Origin of the sequence: Enterovirga sp., from assembly GCF_028290205.1 — a bacterium.
Lineage (GTDB): Bacteria > Pseudomonadota > Alphaproteobacteria > Rhizobiales > Beijerinckiaceae > Enterovirga.
The window spans coordinates 1-16379 of sequence record NZ_JAQGKF010000029.1; the positions used below are offsets into that span (position 1 = coordinate 1).

Consider the following 16379-nt stretch of genomic DNA (forward strand, 5'->3'; position numbering starts at 1 on the left):
GGCCGCGAGCCCGAAGCCGCAGAGCAGCGCCGCGAGCGCGGCCGCACTCGGGCGGCCCCAGCCGCCGGCCGGGGCAGCGGCCGAGGGCGACGCGGCAGCGGAACTCATGCTAGGGACCCAACCGGAAGAGCGACCCTAACGCGGCCTCCGCGACAGGGTCAACGAAAGCTGGGACGGGGTGCACTGGTCTGATCGGGCGATCGTGCTCGCGTCGCGCAGCCATGGCGAGGGCGGGGCGGTTCTCGAAGCCATGACCCGCGAGCACGGGCGCCATCTCGGGCTGGTCCATGGCGGCCGCTCCCGGCGGCTCGCGCCGGTGCTCCAGCCCGGCAACGCCGTGGAACTGACCTGGCGGGCTCGGCTCGAAGACCAGCTGGGCACCTTTCAGGTGGAAGCGGCCGCGACCCGGGCCGCCCGCCTCATGTCATCAGGGCTCGCCCTGTCCGGTCTCGCCACCCTGGCGGCCCATCTGCGGGGGCTGCCGGAGCGCGACCCCCATCCCGAGCTGTTCGACGCGGCCGATTCCCTGCTCGACCGGATGGACGATCCGGCGGCCGCTCCGGGGCTTCTGGCCCGGTTCGAGATCCTGCTCCTGGCCGAGCTCGGGTTCGGCCTCGACCTGGCGAGCTGCGCGTTGTCGGGCGCAACGGAGGATCTGGCCTGGGTCTCGCCCGCGACCGGGCGGGCGGCGAGCCGCAGCGCAGGTGAACCCTGGCGCGACCGCCTCCTGCCGCTCCCGGCCTTCCTCCTTGGGCCTGCTTCCGAGGCCCCGCTAGCCGGGCCGGATCTGGCCGCGGCGTTCCGACTGAGCGGCCACTTCCTGGACCTCCACGTCTGGGCGCCGAGTGGGATGCAGGCGCCCGACGAGCGTTCCCGCTTCGTGGCCCGGGCCGTCGCAGAGAGCGGCGGCGACCTGATAAAGTAGCCGGTCAGGCCGCCGCGGCCGCTGATTCGCCGGACCCACGCATGAACAAGCCGTTCGAACCGCCGCCCGAAGACGGGATCGAGACGGTCGCGCTGCGCGAGGCGCTCGAGGAGCGCTACCTCGCCTATGCGCTCTCGACCATCATGCACCGCGCGCTGCCGGATGCCCGCGACGGGCTGAAGCCCGTTCACCGCCGCATCCTGCACGGGATGAATCTGCTGCGGCTCAATCCGGGCGGGCCGTTCAAGAAGTCCGCCAAGGTGGTGGGCGACGTGATGGGCTCGTTCCATCCGCACGGCGACCAGGCGATCTACGACGCGCTGGTGCGCCTGGCGCAGGATTTCGCGTCCCGCTACCCGCTGGTCGACGGCCAGGGCAATTTCGGCAACATCGACGGCGACGCCGCCGCGGCCCAGCGCTACACCGAGACCCGCCTCACCGACGTGGCTCGCCGGCTCCTGGCCGGGATCGACGAGGACGCGGTCGATTTCCGACCGAATTACGACGGCTCGACGGACGAGCCGGTGGTGCTGCCGGCGGCCTTTCCGAACCTGCTGGCCAATGGCTCCCAGGGCATCGCGGTCGGCATGGCGACCTCCATCCCGCCGCACAATGCCGGCGAACTCTGCCAGGCCGCGCTCTACCTGATCGACCACCCGGCCGCGACCTCGGAGCAGTTGGTCGGGTTTGTGCCCGGCCCCGATTTTCCGACCGGCGGCATCCTGGTGGACCAGCGCGACGCGGTGGTGGAGGCTTACCGGACGGGGCGCGGCTCGTTCCGCGTCCGGGCGCGCTGGAATCGCGAGGATACCGGCCGCGGCACCTGGGCCGCCGTGGTGACCGAGATCCCCTATGGGGTGCCGAAATCGCGGCTGATCGAGAAGATCGCCGAGCTGATCACCGAGAAGAAGCTGCCGTTGCTGGCCGACGTGCGGGATGAATCGGCCGAGGACGTCCGGGTCGTCTTTGAGCCTCGCTCGCGCAGCGTCGATCCGGTCGTGATGATGGAATCCCTGTTCCGCCTGACCGAGCTCGAGGTCCGCATCTCGCTGAACGTGAACGTGCTGGCGGGTGGCAAGGTGCCCAAGGTGCTCGGCCTGGCCGAATGCCTGCGGGAATGGCTTGACCACCGCCGGGACGTGCTGGGCCGGCGCTCGCGCCACCGCCTGGCCGCGATCGAGCGCCGCCTCGAGATCCTGATCGGGCTGCTGATCGTCTATCTCGACCTCGACCGGGTCATCAAGATCATCCGGGAGAAGGATGAGCCGAAGGCCGAGCTGATGCGGGTCTTCAAGCTCACGGAGCTGCAGGCGAACGCCATCCTGGATACCCGGCTGCGCTCGCTGCGGCGGCTGGAGGAGATGGAACTCAAGCGCGAGCGGGGCGAACTCGAGGCCGAGAAGAGCAAGCTCGAAGCGCTGCTCGGCTCCGAGGCCAAGCAGTGGAAGATGGTCGCCTGGGAGATCCGGGACATCCACAAGGCCTACGGCCCGGAGACGGCGCTGGGGCGTCGCCGCACCACCTTCGAACACCCGCCCGAGATCGGCGAGGTGGATTTCGCAGAAGCCATCGTGGAGCGCGAGCCTGTCACCGTGATCGTGTCCGACAAGGGCTGGATCCGGGCCATGAAGGGCCATGTCGCCGACCTGTCCAAGGTCGAGTTCAAGGGCGACGACCGGCTGAAGACGTCGTTCTTCGCCGAAACCACGTCCAAGATCCTGGTCATGGCCACCAACGGCAAATTCTATACGCTCGACGCGGCCAAGCTCCCCGGCGGTCGCGGCTTCGGCGATCCGATCCGGCTCTCGGCCGATCTCGACGAAGGCGCCGATGTGGTGACCGCCTTCAGCTACCGGCCCGGCTCCAAGCTCCTGCTCGCAGCCTCGGACGGACGCGGCTTCGTGGCCTCGGCCGACGACCTCGTGTCCAGCACCCGCAAGGGCCGCAACGTGCTCGGAGTGGACGCCCAGGAGCGGGCCCTCGTGGCCGTGCCGGTCGTCGGCGACCACGTCGTCACCATCGGCCAGAACCGCAAGCTCCTGGTGTTTCCGCTGTCGCAACTGCCCGAAATGACCCGCGGCAAGGGCGTGCGGCTGCAGCGCTACAAGGACGGCGGCATGGCCGACGCCAAGACCTTCGCGCTGGCCGACGGCCTGACCTGGAAGGACACGTCCGGCCGCACCTGGACGGTGGCCCCTGCGGACCTCGCGGAGTGGGTCGGCAACCGGGCCGAGGCCGGCCGCCTGCCGCCCAAGGGCTTTCCGAAGTCGAACACCTTCGGCTGAGCGGCCCGTCCGCAGGCGGACAGGCCGTCGGGCGCCGGCCCGCGCCTTTCGAGTCAGCGGGCCGGCCCGCCCCTGTGGCCGCCCTTCGGCCCCCGTCGAATTGCTGAGCCGGGGTCCGGCCGCGGCGCCTTGCCTTTCCGCACGGCCGCGTTCTTAGCTGCGCCGGCAGAAGTGGCCAGAAAGGTCACACGCCCTCGGAGGACGCCATGACGGATTCGGACACCGCCGCGCGCAAGCAATCGCGCCGCAAGTTCCTGCAGGCGGGCGCCGTTGCGGCCGCAGCCGGCGTCGCCGCTCCGGCCGTCGCCCAGACTGCCGGCCCGGCGACCATGCGGTTCCAGAGCACGTGGCCGTCCAAGGACATCTTCCACGAATACGCGTTGGATTTCGCCAAGAAGGTCAACGACATGACCGGCGGCGACCTGCGCATCGAGGTGCTTCCCGCCGGCGCGGTCGTTCCGGCTTTCGGCCTTCTCGACGCGGTGTCCTCCGGGACCCTGGACGGCGGGCACGGCGTGGCCGTCTACCATTACGGCAAGCAGCCGGCCCTGGCCCTGTGGGGCTCCGGCCCCGGCTTCGCCATGGACGCCAACATGCTGCTTGCCTGGCACAAATACGGCGGCGGCAAGGATCTTCTTGAGAAGCTGTACAAGTCGATCGGCGCGAACGTGCAGTCGTTCCTCTACGGGCCCATGCCGACCCAGCCGCTCGGCTGGTTCAAGAAGCCCGTGGCGCGGGCCGAGGACCTGAAGGGCCTCAAGTTCCGCACGGTCGGCATCTCCATCGACGTCTTCACCGGCATGGGTCTCGCCGTGAACGCGCTGCCGGGCGGCGAGATCGTGTCCGCAATGGATCGCGGCCTGCTGGACGCGGCCGAGTTCAACAACGCCTCGTCCGACCGCGTGCTGGGCTTCCCCGACGTGGCCAAGACCTGCATGCTGCAGAGCTACCATCAGAATGCCGAGCAGTTCGAGATCTTGTTCAACAAGGGCAAGTATGACGGCTTGCCGGAGCGGATGCGGGCCATCATCGCCAACGCCGTGGAGGCCGCTTCGCAGGACATGTCCTGGAAGGCGATCGATCGCTATTCCAAGGACTACATCGAGATGCAGCAGAAGGACGGCGTCCGCTTCTACAAGACGCCGGACGCCATTCTGCGCCAGCAGCTCGAAGTCTACGACACCGTCGTCCAGAAATACGCCTCGCAGAACCCGATGTTCAAGGAGATCATGCAGTCGCAGATCGCCTATGCCGAGCGGGTGACGCGCTGGGAGCAGGATACGGTGGTCAACCGGCGCATGGCCTTCGACCACTATTTCGGCCAGAACGCGGCCGCCAAGAAGCTCTGATCATCAGTGGCATGCGCGGCCTGAAGATCTCTTCGGGCCGCGCAGGCCGGTCCCGCCATTCCAGCATCCAGCCCTGAACATGCGCGTCGAGCCGTTTGTCCACGCTGTCGACCGCCTGAGCACTTGGTTTGGCAAGGCAGCGGCTTGGCTGATCATCGGCCTCATGCTGCTGATCTGCGCTGAGGTGTTCAAACGCTACCTGCTGAACATGCCGACGGCGTGGATCTTCGATGCCTCGAACATGTTCTATGGCACGCTGTTCATGCTCGCCGGCGCCTACACGCTGGCCCAGAACGCGCATGTGCGCGGGGACTTCCTTTACAGCTCGATGCGGCCGCGCACGCAGGCCACGCTCGACCTCATTCTGTACTTCGTGTTCTTCTTTCCCGGCATCGCGGCGCTGATCTATTCGGGCTACGATTATGCCGCGCAGTCCTTCCGGATCGACGAGCATTCCAGCGTCACGGCGGGCGGGCCTCCGCTCTATCACTTCAAGGCCGTGATCCCGCTGGCCGGCGCGCTGGTGATGCTGCAGGGCGTCGCCGAGGTGGTGCGCTGCCTCGCCTGCCTGAAGACAGGGACGTGGCCGAGCCGTCTCAAGGACGTGGCCGAGATGGACGTGGTCGAGGAGCAACTGGCCGGCTCGTCCACGGTCGACGAAGAAACCCGCCGCGCCGCCATCGAGCGGGCGCAGAAGATCGACGAGACGGCGAGGCAGCGCGGGATGGGGTCGGAGCTGCAATCATGAGCGATCCCGCCCTCGGCCTTCTCATGCTCGGCCTCATCGTGGTCGTGATCATGATGGGGTTCCCGACCGCCTTCACCCTGATGGGCCTCGGGATCTTCTTCGGCTTCTACGCCTTCTACGACGCGTCGGAACCCTGGATCGCCAACCGGGTGTTCAACCTGATGGTTCAGCGCACCTACGGGGCGATGACCAACGACGTGCTGATCTCCGTGCCCCTCTTCGTGCTGATGGGCTACGTGATGGAGCGCGGCGCCCTGGTCGACAAGATGTTCTACTCGATCCAGCTGTCGTTCCGGCGGCTGCCGGCGTCGCTCGCGGTCGCCACCCTGATCGTCTGCACCTTCTGGGGCATCGCCAGCGGGCTCGTCGGCGCGGTGGTGGTGCTGATGGGCGTGATCGCCTTCAATCCGATGCTGCGGGCCGGCTACGACGTGAAGCTCGCCGCAGGCGTGATCACGGCCGGCGGCACCCTTGGCATCCTCATCCCGCCCTCGGTGATGATCATCGTCTATGCGGCGGTGGCCGGGCAATCGGTCGTGAAGCTCTACGCCGCGGCCATGTTTCCGGGCTTCTTCCTGGCGTTCCTCTACCTCGCCTACGTGATCGGCTGGGCCTTGCTGCAGCCCAAGATCGCGCCGCCGCTGCCGGAGGATCAGACCCGGGTTCCCATTCCCGACTGGATGGGCGCCGTGCAAGCCGCGTTCTCCCGCAACATGCTGGTGGGGCTCACCAAGGCGGTGCTCTCGCCGGGTCGCAGCCGGGCTGCCGCGCTGGTCGACGAGGACGGCCGGCCGCTGTCGCGCCTCGCGCTCGTCCAGCATCTCGCCTATGCGACCGTGCCCTTCGCGCTGACCGCCGGCACGCTCGGCCTGCTGTGGTGGTATGTGGCGGTCTACCAGCAGCGGCGGGGCGGCGACGACGCGCCGCCCGAGCTGGAGCAACTCGGGGCTCCGCCCTCCGCCCCGGGACCCGCCGCCGCCGAAGCGGGCGTGGCGACAGGCTTCTACGTCACCTTCGCGATCCTGGCGCTGATCTGCGCCGTCCTGCTGCTGCGCTACTACCGCAAGATGGGGCCCGAGCGGCTGCAGGTGGTCAAGCTTCTGACCTCCTCCGTCATGCCCCTCGGCATCCTCACGGTCGTGGTTCTCGCCGTGATCCTGCTCGGCATCACGACAGCCACCGAGTCCGCGGCGGTCGGTGCCGCCGGCGCCTTTCTGCTCGCCTTCTGGTCCCGCACCCTCAACTGGAAGCGCACCAAGGAAGCCGTGTTCCTCACGGCCAAGACCACTGCCATGGTGTGCTGGCTGTTTGTTGGCTCAGCGATCTTCTCGGCCGTCTTCGCGATCCTGGGCGGCCAGGCGCTGATCGAGCGCTGGGTGCTGTCGCTCGACCTCACCCCGACGCAGTTCATGATCCTGAGTCAGGCCATCATCTTCGTCCTTGGCTGGCCGCTGGAATGGACGGAGATCATCATCATCTTCGTCCCCATCTTCCTGCCGCTGCTGAAGCATTTCAGCATCGACCCGATCCTGTGGGGCGTGCTCGTCTTCGTGAACCTGCAGGCCGCCTTCCTGTCTCCGCCCGTCGCGATGTCGGCCTTCTACCTGAAAGGCGTGTCTCCGCCGCATGTGACCATCAACCAGATCTTCGCCGGCATGATGCCCTACATGCTGATCGTCATCCTGTGCATGGTGTTGATGTATCTGTGGCCGGGGATGACCCTGTGGCTGCCACGATACCTCTACGGCGGCTGATCCGACGCCCGGCCCGCGCCCCGCGCGGCCGGGCCCAGGCCCCTCAGCCGACCCGCACCCAGCCGGAGGGCAACAGCCTCTCTTGTGGGCGGAAGCGCTCCTTGTAGGCCATCTTGCGGGAGCCCTCGACCCAGTAGCCGAGATAGAGATAGGGCAGCCCGCGCGCCTTGGCCCGGGCGATGTGGTCGAGGATCAGGAAGGTGCCGAGGCTGCGGTCGGCAAGGTCCGGATCGAAGAACGAATACACCATGGACAGCCCGTCCGAGAGCTCGTCCGTCAGGCACAGGGCGACCAGCGGCCCCTGCCCACGCCCGGTGATGGCCGTGTCCGGGCCACGCCGCCGGTACTCCACGAGGCGGGTCTCGACATGGCTGTCCTCGACCATCATGGCGTAGTCGAGCACGCTCATGTCGGCCATGCCGCCCTGGTGGTGGCGGGCGGCCAGATAGCGCCGGAACAGCCCGTATTGCTCGGAGGAGGGCTGGTTCGGGATCGCCGTGCCGACGAGGTCGCCATTCGCCTTCAGCACCCTGCGCAAATTGGCCGAAGGCTGAAAGACGTCCGCGAGCACCCGCACGGACACACAGGCGCGGCAGGATTCGCAGGCCGGCCGGTAGGCGATGGTTTGCGAGCGCCTGAACCCGCCCTGCGTCAGCACCTCGTTGATCTGGCGCGCACGCCGGCCGACGATATGCGTGAACACCTTCCGCTCCTCCCGCCCGGCCAGATAGGGGCAGGGCGAGGCGGCAGTCAGATAGAATTGCGGCGCGTCGCGCGGGTGGCTGGTCACGAGATCCTGCTCCGCGGCTCACGATCCATGCGGCAGGCCAGGGGGTAAGCTGCCCCGGGTCGCGCCGGGGAGCAAGCCGTTCAGCGCCGGACCACGATCAGCCCCGACAGCAAGTCGTGGCCGAGCCTGCGGTCGCTGCGGGCCAGGCCGATCACCACGTCCAGCACGAGCAGCAACAGGGTGCCGATGCCGACATAGAAGAGCAGCGCGTGCAGGCCGGCGATCAGGATGCCGACGGGTCTGCCGGTGGCCGAATCAACCGCCGACAAGCCGAGCAGCCGCATGCCGAAGGTGCCCGTTCCCGCCCCCCCGACCGTGATCGCGCTGTACAGGATGGCGGCTCCGGGGACGAGCACGACGTAGAGCGCCCAGCCCAGCCCGAAGGTCACCACCCCGGCCACCGCGATCAGGATCCCGAACAGCAGGATCAGCAGCCCGATGACCACCAAGTCCACGAGGTAGGCCAGCAGCCGCCGGCTCAGTACGCCCTCGGTCCGGGGGCCGACCAGGGAGGCGCGGCTATAGGTGCTCGAAATAGGAGTCTCGTACCGCATGACAACCTCAATACGCCGCCTCTGACAGCCCTCTCGGGCCGATGCGGCGGGGGTTCAGCCCGTCCTCCGCCAGACGGGACAGAACGTCTGAAGTGTGCTGGCTGTTTCGTGTCTCGATCGTCACATCCACCGTGACCCCCTTGGCCGGCACGTCCAGGAAGAGGCGGCCATGGGACACTTCCAGGATGTTGGCTCCGAGCGCCCCGAGCCGGGTGGCGATGGAGCCGAGCAGGCCGGGGCGGTCGCCCGTGGTGATCCGGAAGGAGGCGATGCGGTCCTCGCGCTCGAGCTCCCGCACCATCACCGAGGCGAGCAGCCGGGCGTCGATGTTGCCGCCGCAGAGCACGAGCCCGACCCGCCGGCCGGCGAACAGCTCGGGCCTGGCCAAGAGCGCCGCGAGCCCGGCCGCGCCCGCGCCCTCCGCCATGGTGCGGGACAGGGTCGCGAACGCGTTCACGGCCCGCTCGATCAGGGGTTCCTCGACCAGCACGATCTCGGCGACGAGGTCGCGCACGATGGGCAGCGTCAGCAGGCCGACATCCTTGACCGCGATGCCCTCGGCGAGGGTCGGCCCGCCGAGCGGCATGCTCTCGCCCCGGATGGCGTTGGCTGAGGAGGGGTAGAGGGCGGCTTCGACGCCGATGATGCGGATCCCGGGCCGGATCGCCCGCGCGGCGACGGCGATGCCGGAAATGAGGCCGCCGCCACCGATCGGGACGACGATGTCGTCGAGATCCGGCACGGCCTCCAGCAGCTCGAGCGCCACCGTGCCCTGGCCGGCCATGACCAGAGCGTCATCGTAGGGGTGAACCAGGACCAGTCCGCGCTCGCGGACCAGTTCGGCCGCCCGCCGGCCGGAATCGGAGAGGGTCTCCCCCTCCAGCAGGACCTCGGCCCCGTGTGCGCGCGTATTCTCGGCCTTCACCAGCGGAGTGCCTACCGGCATGACGATGGTGGCCGGGATGCCGAGTTCGCGGGCGTGGTAGGCGACAGCCTGAGCATGGTTGCCGGCCGACATGGCGACCACGCCGCGGCGCCGCTCCGCCGGGGTCAGGCTCTCGAGTTTGGTGAGCGCGCCCCGCTCCTTGAAGGAGCCGGTGGCCTGCATGTTCTCGTGTTTGACGAACACCGTGGCGCCCGTGAGCTGCGACAGGCGGCGCGCCGGCATGGTGGGCGTCTCGAGCACCCGGCCCGCGATGACCGACGCCGCGCTGCGGATATCGGCGAGCGTGATGGCGTAGGGCAAGATACCTCCTTAGATGGGCCGGGGCGAGGCAGGGCCCAAGCCGCCTGCGGCCCGCAGGAGCACGGCCCCGATCAGGGCGAGGTGCAGAGCAAGCTCGCGGCCGCCGGCGGGCAGATAGGCCGACCCCACGGTTTCGAAGGCGCCCACGGCGAGCCCGCCGAGCAGCGCCCCCGGCACCGAACCGATGCCTCCGAGGATCGCCCCGGCCAGGGCCTTGAGGCCGAGTGCGAGGCCGCCGCCGAAGCCCGGCGCGCCCGAGTGGAGCGCCAGGAGAGCGCCGGCGAGCGCCGCGAGGGCGACGGACAGCGCCACCGTGCTGATCAGGAGGCGGCGGCGCTCCATGCCGCACAGCGCCGCTGCGCGCGGATCCCCCGCCTGGGCCCGCCAGGCCCGGCCGAAATGCGAGCGGCGCAGAAATGCCAGCAGCAGACCGGCCGCCAGGAGGCCGGTCAGCCCGGTCAGCAGCGCCGCCGGCGTGGCCGTGACTACGGCGTCGCCGACACGGGCGAGCGGGATCGGATTCGCGGCAAACGCCGGTGTCCCGGTGGACGCGGCCGCAAGGGTGAGTCGGAGGTATTCGGACAGAGCGAGCGAGACGGCTAGGGTTGCGACCAGGCTGACCGTGGCGCGCCGAGCGGCGATGAGCCGGAGGGCAGGCTGCCCGGCGGCCGCGTTATGAACCGCGCTGGCGCCGAGGCCGAGCACCAGCGCGGCGACCACGCCCAAGGCCGTGCCGCCGACCGCCAGAACAGCGAACGCGAGCGCCGCCACCGCCGCGATCTCGCCAAAGGTCAGGTGGAGGCGGCCGACCAGCCCGTAGACCAGCGCGTAGGCCGAGGCCAAGAGGCCGTAGACGGCCATGCTGGGCCCGCCCGCAACCGCGTGCTGCAGCAGCCCGGCGGCCCAGGGGGGCAGGTTCGGCAGGTCGGCCGTGGGGTCGGCTGGGCCGGGCGCGGCCGCCGTTCCTTCCGGCGTGTCGAGATAGTAGCGTTTCAGAAGAAAGACGCGGGGACCGGAGATCTCCTCCCGGTCGGTCGTGATGGCGCTGAGCTCCGGCCCAGGGCCGAACCGGCACACCGCCCAGCGCCGCCGCGCGGGGCCCCCAGGCAGGGCGGAGGCGTAATCGAGCCGCACTCCGCCGGGGGCGCGGCGCGTCCCTGTCAGTTCGATCCGCGCCCCATGTTCCTCCAGGGCCGGAAGGACGGTCCGGCAGATTCGCGCCTGGTCGGCATTGACGAACATCACGCAGCCCCCGACCGGGAGAAGGGGCAGGAGCGCGACAAGCCGAAAAACGGGCAGGCTAGAGGCTCTGACGGGCGACGACGCCGTAACCGACATCCGGTGGGATCGAGATCCACAGCGTCTCGCCGTCCTTGTCGAGGCTGGGCTCGATCGGCACGATCCGCCGCTCGCGGGTGCGGGCGATCGCGTCCGCGACACTGCCGCTTTCGGCCAGGAGGGCGAGATTGAGCCGCGTCGGGTAGACGATGGTGCGCTCGCCCGTCTGCTGCAGGCGGAGCGCCTCGGCCGGCGCGATCCACTCGGCATCCACCGTCTCGCAGCCGTCACAGGCGGCCAGCTGATCGGACGGGGCGGTCATCAGGTAGAAGTAGGTGTCGAAGCGCTTGTTCAGGGCGGCCGGCGTGATCCAGCGCGCGAACAGGGTCATGGCCCCGAGATCGAGCTTGAGGCCCAGGCCGGAGACGAGGTCCAGAAAGGTGCAATGGCCCGCTGCGAGGGCGCTGCGTTCGCCGGCTCCCCGTGCGCCGATGTTCCAGGTCGCGTCGCCCGCGTGCCGGGCGATCAGCATGCCGGATTCCTCGAACGCCTCCCGCACGGCGCAGACCCGCAGGGCCCGCTCGGCCGGCTCGATCTCGGCCCAGCCGAGCGCATGGTCTTCCCAGGCCGGATCGGCATCGCCCGGATCCACCTTGCCGCCCGGAAAGACGAGAGCTCCGGACGCGAACTCGATCTGGTGGTGCCGCCGCACCATCAGGACTTCGAGCGATGGGGCGTCGCGGACCAGCATCACGGTGGCGGCCGGCTTGGCGGGTGCGGAGGAGGGCAGCATTCCTCTACTTGCGCTACTCCGGCAGCTCTTGTCGACGGAAAGGATGGTTCCTGGACCGCATAGCGGCGATGCGTGCCGGAGCCGTCCCGCCGCCGGCTGCCCCGGACGGCTCAGCCGGCCTTCAGCCGCTCCGCGACCTCGGCGGCGAAATAGGTCAGGATGCCGTCGGCGCCGGCCCGCTTGAAGCTGACGAGGCTTTCCAGCATGGCCCGTTCGCCGTCGATCCAGCCGTTCAGGGCGGCAGCCTGGATCATCGCGTATTCGCCGGACACCTGGTAGGCGAAGGTCGGAACCTCGAACGTGTCCTTCACGCGCCGGATCACGTCGAGATAGGGCAGGCCGGGCTTCACCATCACCATGTCGGCGCCCTCCTCGAGGTCCAGCGCCACCTCGCGCAGGGCTTCGGCGGAATTGGCGCAATCCATCTGGTAGGTGCGCTTGTCGCCGATCAGCTTGGTGCCGAGCGCGTCGCGGAACGGGCCGTAGAAGGCCGAGGCGTATTTGGCCGCGTAGGCCATGATCTGCACGTCCAGGAAGCCGGCCCGGTCCAGGCCCTCGCGGATCGCCGCGACCCGACCATCCATCATGTCGGAGGGCGCGATGATGTCGGCGCCCGCGGCCGCCTGGACCAGCGCCTGCTCGACCAGCACCGCGACGGTCTCGTCATTGAGAATGCGGCCGTCCTCGTGCAGCAGCCCGTCATGGCCGTGGCTCGTATAGGGGTCGAGCGCGACGTCGGTGATGATGCCCACCTCCGGCACGGCGGCCTTCACGGCCCGGACCGCCCGGCAGACGAGGTTTTGCGCGTTCAGCGCCTCGGAGCCCAAGGGGTCGCGCAGCGCCGGATCGGTATAGGGGAACAGCCCGATGGCCGGGATGCGCAAGGCGGCCGCCCGCTCCGCTGCCCTGACCGCCTCGTCCACCGAGAGCCGCTCCACGCCCGGCATGGCGGCGACGGGTTCGCGGCGGCGCTCGCCGTCGATCAGGAAGAGCGGCCAGATCAGGTCGTCCACCGTGAGCACGTGCTCGCGCACGAGGCGGCGCGCCCAGTCGGTCTTGCGATTGCGGCGGGGGCGGCTGCGCAAGGCGAGGGCAGCCGAGGTGGTCTCCACGGCCTCGCGGGCGACCTCGCGCGCAACGGTACGGGGCAGGGGGGCGAGCCTGGCGGACATCCATCGCTCCGGAACGGGACGCCGCTCTCTAGCACGTTCGAACCGTTCCAAGAACCGCCGGCGCGTCGCACCGCGGCCCCGGCTGATTGACCCTCCGGCGCGCCCGCGCTCTAAGCCGGCGCCATGATCCAGCCAGACACCAACCACGAGCCGGAGATCATCTGCGAACGGCGAGGCGCCGCCGGGGTCGCGACCCTGAATCGACCGAAGGCCCTGAATGCCCTGACGCACGGCATGGTCTCGGCGCTGGCGGAGGCGTTGGACCGCTGGGAGCAGGACCCCGAAGTGACCCGCGTGGTCATCCGCGGGTCGGGCGAGAAAGCCTTCTGCGCCGGGGGCGACATCCGGCAGCTCTATGAGGCCGGCCGAGCCGGCCGCACCGACGAGGCGCTGCGCTTCTGGGCCGACGAGTACCGGCTGAACGTCCGCATCAAGCGCTACACGAAGCCCTACATCGCCCTGATCGACGGCATCGTCATGGGCGGCGGCGTCGGGGTGTCGCTGCACGGGCAGTACCGGGTGGCGGGCGAGCGCTACAGCTTCGCCATGCCGGAGGTCGGGATCGGCTTCTTCCCCGACGTCGGCGCGACCTACGCGCTGCCGCGCCTGCCGGGCGAGACCGGCCTGTATCTCGCGCTGACCGGTGCCCGCGCCAACGCGGCCGAGGCGGGCGCCATCGGCCTTGCGACCCACCGCGTCACGTCGAGCAGTCTCCCGGCGGTCCAGGCCGCGCTGGAGGCGGGCGAGCCCGTGGCGGAGGTGCTGGCGCGGGCCACAAAGCCGCCGGCCGGCGCCGGGCCGCTCATCGAGCACAGGCGGCTCATCGACCGCTGCTTCTGCGGAAGCTCCGTTGAGGAGATCCTGGCGGCGCTGGACCGCGAAGGGGAGGCCGGCTCGGCCTTTGCGCGCGACACCGCAGCCCTGATCCGGACCAAGGCGCCGTCCAGCCTCGCCATCGCCTTGGCGCAGGTCAGGCGCGGCCGCGACCTGTCCTTCGAGGACAGCATGCGGGCCGAGTACCGGATCGTGTCCCGCGTGGCTGCCGGTGCAGACTTCTACGAGGGCGTGCGGGCCGTGATCGTCGACCGCGACGGCCGCCCGCGCTGGAACCCGGACAGCCTGGCCGGGCTTCCGGCCGGCTTTGCGGACAGGCACTTCGCCCCGCTGGACGGACCCGAACTGGATCTGCCCGCATGATCGGCGCCCGCAGCGACGGGGCGCGGGCCAGCCGGGGCTCCGGACCGGACGAGATCCTGCGCGAGCGCGAGCCCTCCGGGGGCGTGAGCTGGAACCGCATCCTGGTCTGGTTCATGCGCGCGCTGGCTCTCGCCTGGCTCATGAAAGGTCTTCTCGCCTGGGCCGTGATCATGGGCATCACCAGCCAGAGCCCGTCCTTTCAGGACGCCTCGACAGGCTTCCAGGCCGCCATCATCTATTTCGCGCTGATCGATCTCGTGGCCGCGGTGGGCCTGTGGCTGACCTCGAACTGGGGCGGCGTGCTCTGGCTGCTCGCCGTAATGAGCCACCTCATCCTGGCGGTGTTCTTTCCCCGTTTCGTTTCCAACAGCGCGCTCGTCGTCGCTTTGTTTATCACCTGCATCATGGTCTATTTGGTTCTGTCATGGCTTGCTGCAGTTGAGGAATGACAACATCTCGCGCTGACGTGATGGTTGTCCTGTTCATAATCTTTTGACGCGTATTTTAGTGTCTGTTTACGCCAAGGGGTAAAGCGCCGATTCATCCTCTTGTTTAAAGTGCCCTTCATTCGCGCAACTTAGGTTCCCCTCACAAGCAGGACCGGGACACCCGGCGCGAACGCAAACAGCGGTGAGGCATCAATGAGCGCTCTGGCGAAGAAGATCCTTTCCCCGGCGGAGGAAGCTCCGGCGGCGGCGTCGAAGCCACGGTATCTGGAAGCTCTCGATCTCGTGGAGCGGCTGCATCGCCGGCTTCTGGACGTCATCAAGGACGAGTTCGAGCGGCGCGGCCGCGACGACGTCAACTCGGTCCAGGCGCTCCTGCTCTACAACATCGGCGACAAGGAGCTGACCGCGAGCGAGCTGCGGACGCGGGGCTACTATCTCGGCTCGAACGTCTCCTACAACGTCAAGAAGCTGGTCGAGATGGGCTACCTTCACCACGCCCGTTCGCGCATCGACCGCCGTTCGGTCCGCATCAGCCTGACCGAGAAGGGCAAGCAGGTGCACGAGATCGTCGCCGGCCTGTACGAGAAGCACGCCCGGACGATCGAGCCCATCGGCGGCATCTCGGACGACGATTTCGCCCGCCTCAACCAGTCCCTGGTGCGGCTCGAGCGCTTCTGGACCGACCAGATCCGTTACCGGCTCTGAGGCCGGAATGCCCCGCAGGGCGCGAGCCGCATGCGGCCGCGGGCCGTGAACGGGGCCGTGAACGGGGCCATGACGGGGCCGGCCGGTCCGGCTAGGGTCAGCTCGCCTGACGAGAGCCCCCGATGCGACCGCTTCCCCAGATCCTCGCCTATGCCGACGAGCTGACGGCGCTTCGGCGCGATTTTCACGCCCATCCGGAACTCGGCTTCGAGGAGGTCCGAACCTCGGGCATCGTCGCCGAGCGGCTCGCGAGCTGGGGCGTCGAGGTGCATCGCGGCCTCGGCCGGACAGGAATCGTCGGCGTGGTCGAGGGCGACGGGCGCGCGGGCGCCACGATCGGGCTCCGGGCCGACATGGACGCCCTGCCGATCCTCGAAACGAGCGGCGTCCCGTACAGTTCAGGCGCGCCCGGCAAGATGCACGCCTGCGGCCATGACGGGCACACCACCATGCTGCTCGGTGCCGCCCGCTACCTGGCCGAGACCAGGTCCTTTCCGGGCCGCGTCGTGTGCATCTTTCAGCCGGCGGAAGAGGGGCTGGGCGGTGCCCGGGCCATGATCGCCGACGGGCTGTTCGAGCGTTTCCCCTGCGACGAGCTCTACGGCTTACACAATTCGCCCAAGGGCCCCCGCGGCGAGGTCGCGGTGCGGCCCGGCCCCGCCATGGCGGCGGCGGACTTCTTCGACATCCGGATCACCGGCCGCGGCTCGCACGGGGCCATGCCGCAGCACGGCAACGACCCCACCATGGTGGCGGTCGCCATGGCCCAGGCCATGCAGACCATCGTCAGCCGCAACGTCGATCCGCTCAGGGCGGCCGTGCTGTCGATCACGCAGATCCACGCCGGTGCCGCCTACAACGTGGTGCCCGAGACGGCTCATCTGGCCGGCACCGTCCGGTGCTTCGACGGCGACCTGCGTGAGCTGATCCGGCGCCGCATCGGCGAGATCGCGGCCGGCGTCGCGGCCGCCTTCGGCGCCCAGGTCCATGTGGAGATCCGGGACATCTTCAGCGTGCTGGTCAACGGCGAGGCACAGAGCCAGGCCGCGCTCGATGTCGCCCGCGAAGTGGTTGGGCCGGATCTTGCTCGCGTCAGCTCCGAACCCATGATGGGATCCGAGGATTTCGCCGACA

The 16379-nt window shown here is 69.3% G+C and carries 15 protein-coding genes; 9 read left to right on the top strand and 6 right to left on the bottom strand.

From position 1 onward, the window contains the following. Window positions 1–178 precede the first annotated feature (178 nt). The 5 genes from recO (at window position 179) to JWR86_RS02495 (ending at window position 7061) form a co-directional block, all read left to right on the top strand. Window positions 179–925, top strand: a complete 747-nt coding sequence (gene recO / locus JWR86_RS02475) for a DNA repair protein RecO (RefSeq protein ID WP_299560266.1) — start codon at window positions 179–181, stop codon at window positions 923–925. Window positions 926–966: 41 nt separating this feature from the next. Beyond that, window positions 967–3210 carry a DNA topoisomerase IV subunit A gene (gene parC / locus JWR86_RS02480; RefSeq protein WP_299560269.1) on the top strand — a complete coding sequence of 748 codons (2244 nt, stop codon included), beginning with the start codon at window positions 967–969 and terminating at the stop codon, window positions 3208–3210. Between the two features lie 206 nt (window positions 3211–3416). Continuing rightward, the gene (locus JWR86_RS02485) at window positions 3417–4559 is read left to right on the top strand and encodes a TRAP transporter substrate-binding protein (RefSeq protein WP_299560271.1); all 1143 of its coding nucleotides are present in this window, start codon (window positions 3417–3419) and stop codon (window positions 4557–4559) included. 79 nt (window positions 4560–4638) lie between these two features. Continuing rightward, window positions 4639–5307, top strand: a complete 669-nt coding sequence (locus tag JWR86_RS02490; protein ID WP_299560273.1) for a TRAP transporter small permease subunit — start codon at window positions 4639–4641, stop codon at window positions 5305–5307. Continuing rightward, window positions 5304–7061, top strand: coding sequence for a TRAP transporter large permease subunit (locus JWR86_RS02495; RefSeq protein ID WP_299560276.1), 1758 nt, complete (start codon window positions 5304–5306; stop codon window positions 7059–7061). Before JWR86_RS02490 ends, JWR86_RS02495 begins: the two co-directional genes overlap by 4 nt. 43 nt (window positions 7062–7104) lie before the next feature. On the opposite strand, the gene JWR86_RS02500 is transcribed toward JWR86_RS02495, so the two are convergent. The 6 genes from JWR86_RS02500 to hemB form a co-directional block, all read right to left on the bottom strand. Then, window positions 7105–7851, bottom strand: a complete 747-nt coding sequence (locus JWR86_RS02500) for an arginyltransferase (RefSeq protein ID WP_299560279.1) — start codon at window positions 7849–7851, stop codon at window positions 7105–7107. A gap of 80 nt (window positions 7852–7931) precedes the next feature. Further along, window positions 7932–8405: an RDD family protein gene (locus JWR86_RS02505; RefSeq protein WP_299560281.1), complete on the bottom strand. Its 474-nt coding sequence runs from the start codon at window positions 8403–8405 to the stop codon at window positions 7932–7934. Between the two features lie 7 nt (window positions 8406–8412). Continuing rightward, window positions 8413–9651 carry a threonine ammonia-lyase gene (locus JWR86_RS02510; RefSeq protein WP_299560284.1) on the bottom strand — a complete coding sequence of 413 codons (1239 nt, stop codon included), beginning with the start codon at window positions 9649–9651 and terminating at the stop codon, window positions 8413–8415. Window positions 9652–9660: 9 nt separating this feature from the next. Then, the gene (locus tag JWR86_RS02515; protein WP_299560287.1) at window positions 9661–10893 is read right to left on the bottom strand and encodes a hypothetical protein; all 1233 of its coding nucleotides are present in this window, start codon (window positions 10891–10893) and stop codon (window positions 9661–9663) included. A gap of 58 nt (window positions 10894–10951) precedes the next feature. Then, on the bottom strand, window positions 10952–11722 hold the full coding sequence (locus JWR86_RS02520) for an NUDIX domain-containing protein (RefSeq protein WP_299560290.1): 771 nt from the start codon (window positions 11720–11722) through the stop codon (window positions 10952–10954). Window positions 11723–11832: 110 nt separating this feature from the next. Next, window positions 11833–12894 carry a porphobilinogen synthase gene (gene hemB, locus JWR86_RS02525; RefSeq protein ID WP_299560293.1) on the bottom strand — a complete coding sequence of 354 codons (1062 nt, stop codon included), beginning with the start codon at window positions 12892–12894 and terminating at the stop codon, window positions 11833–11835. Window positions 12895–13017: 123 nt separating this feature from the next. Between hemB and JWR86_RS02530 the strand changes: the two genes are divergently transcribed. The 4 genes from JWR86_RS02530 to JWR86_RS02545 all read left to right on the top strand — a co-directional run. Then, window positions 13018–14091: an enoyl-CoA hydratase/isomerase family protein gene (locus JWR86_RS02530; protein WP_299560296.1), complete on the top strand. Its 1074-nt coding sequence runs from the start codon at window positions 13018–13020 to the stop codon at window positions 14089–14091. Then, on the top strand, window positions 14088–14540 hold the full coding sequence (locus JWR86_RS02535) for a DUF6163 family protein (protein WP_299560299.1): 453 nt from the start codon (window positions 14088–14090) through the stop codon (window positions 14538–14540). The genes JWR86_RS02530 and JWR86_RS02535 overlap by 4 nt, the downstream gene beginning before the upstream one ends. 192 nt (window positions 14541–14732) lie before the next feature. Continuing rightward, the gene (locus JWR86_RS02540; protein WP_299560302.1) at window positions 14733–15245 is read left to right on the top strand and encodes a winged helix DNA-binding protein; all 513 of its coding nucleotides are present in this window, start codon (window positions 14733–14735) and stop codon (window positions 15243–15245) included. A 122-nt stretch (window positions 15246–15367) separates the two neighbouring features. Beyond that, window positions 15368–16379, top strand: a 1012-nt coding sequence (locus tag JWR86_RS02545) for an amidohydrolase (RefSeq protein WP_299560305.1), incomplete at its 3' end; no start/stop codon positions are given.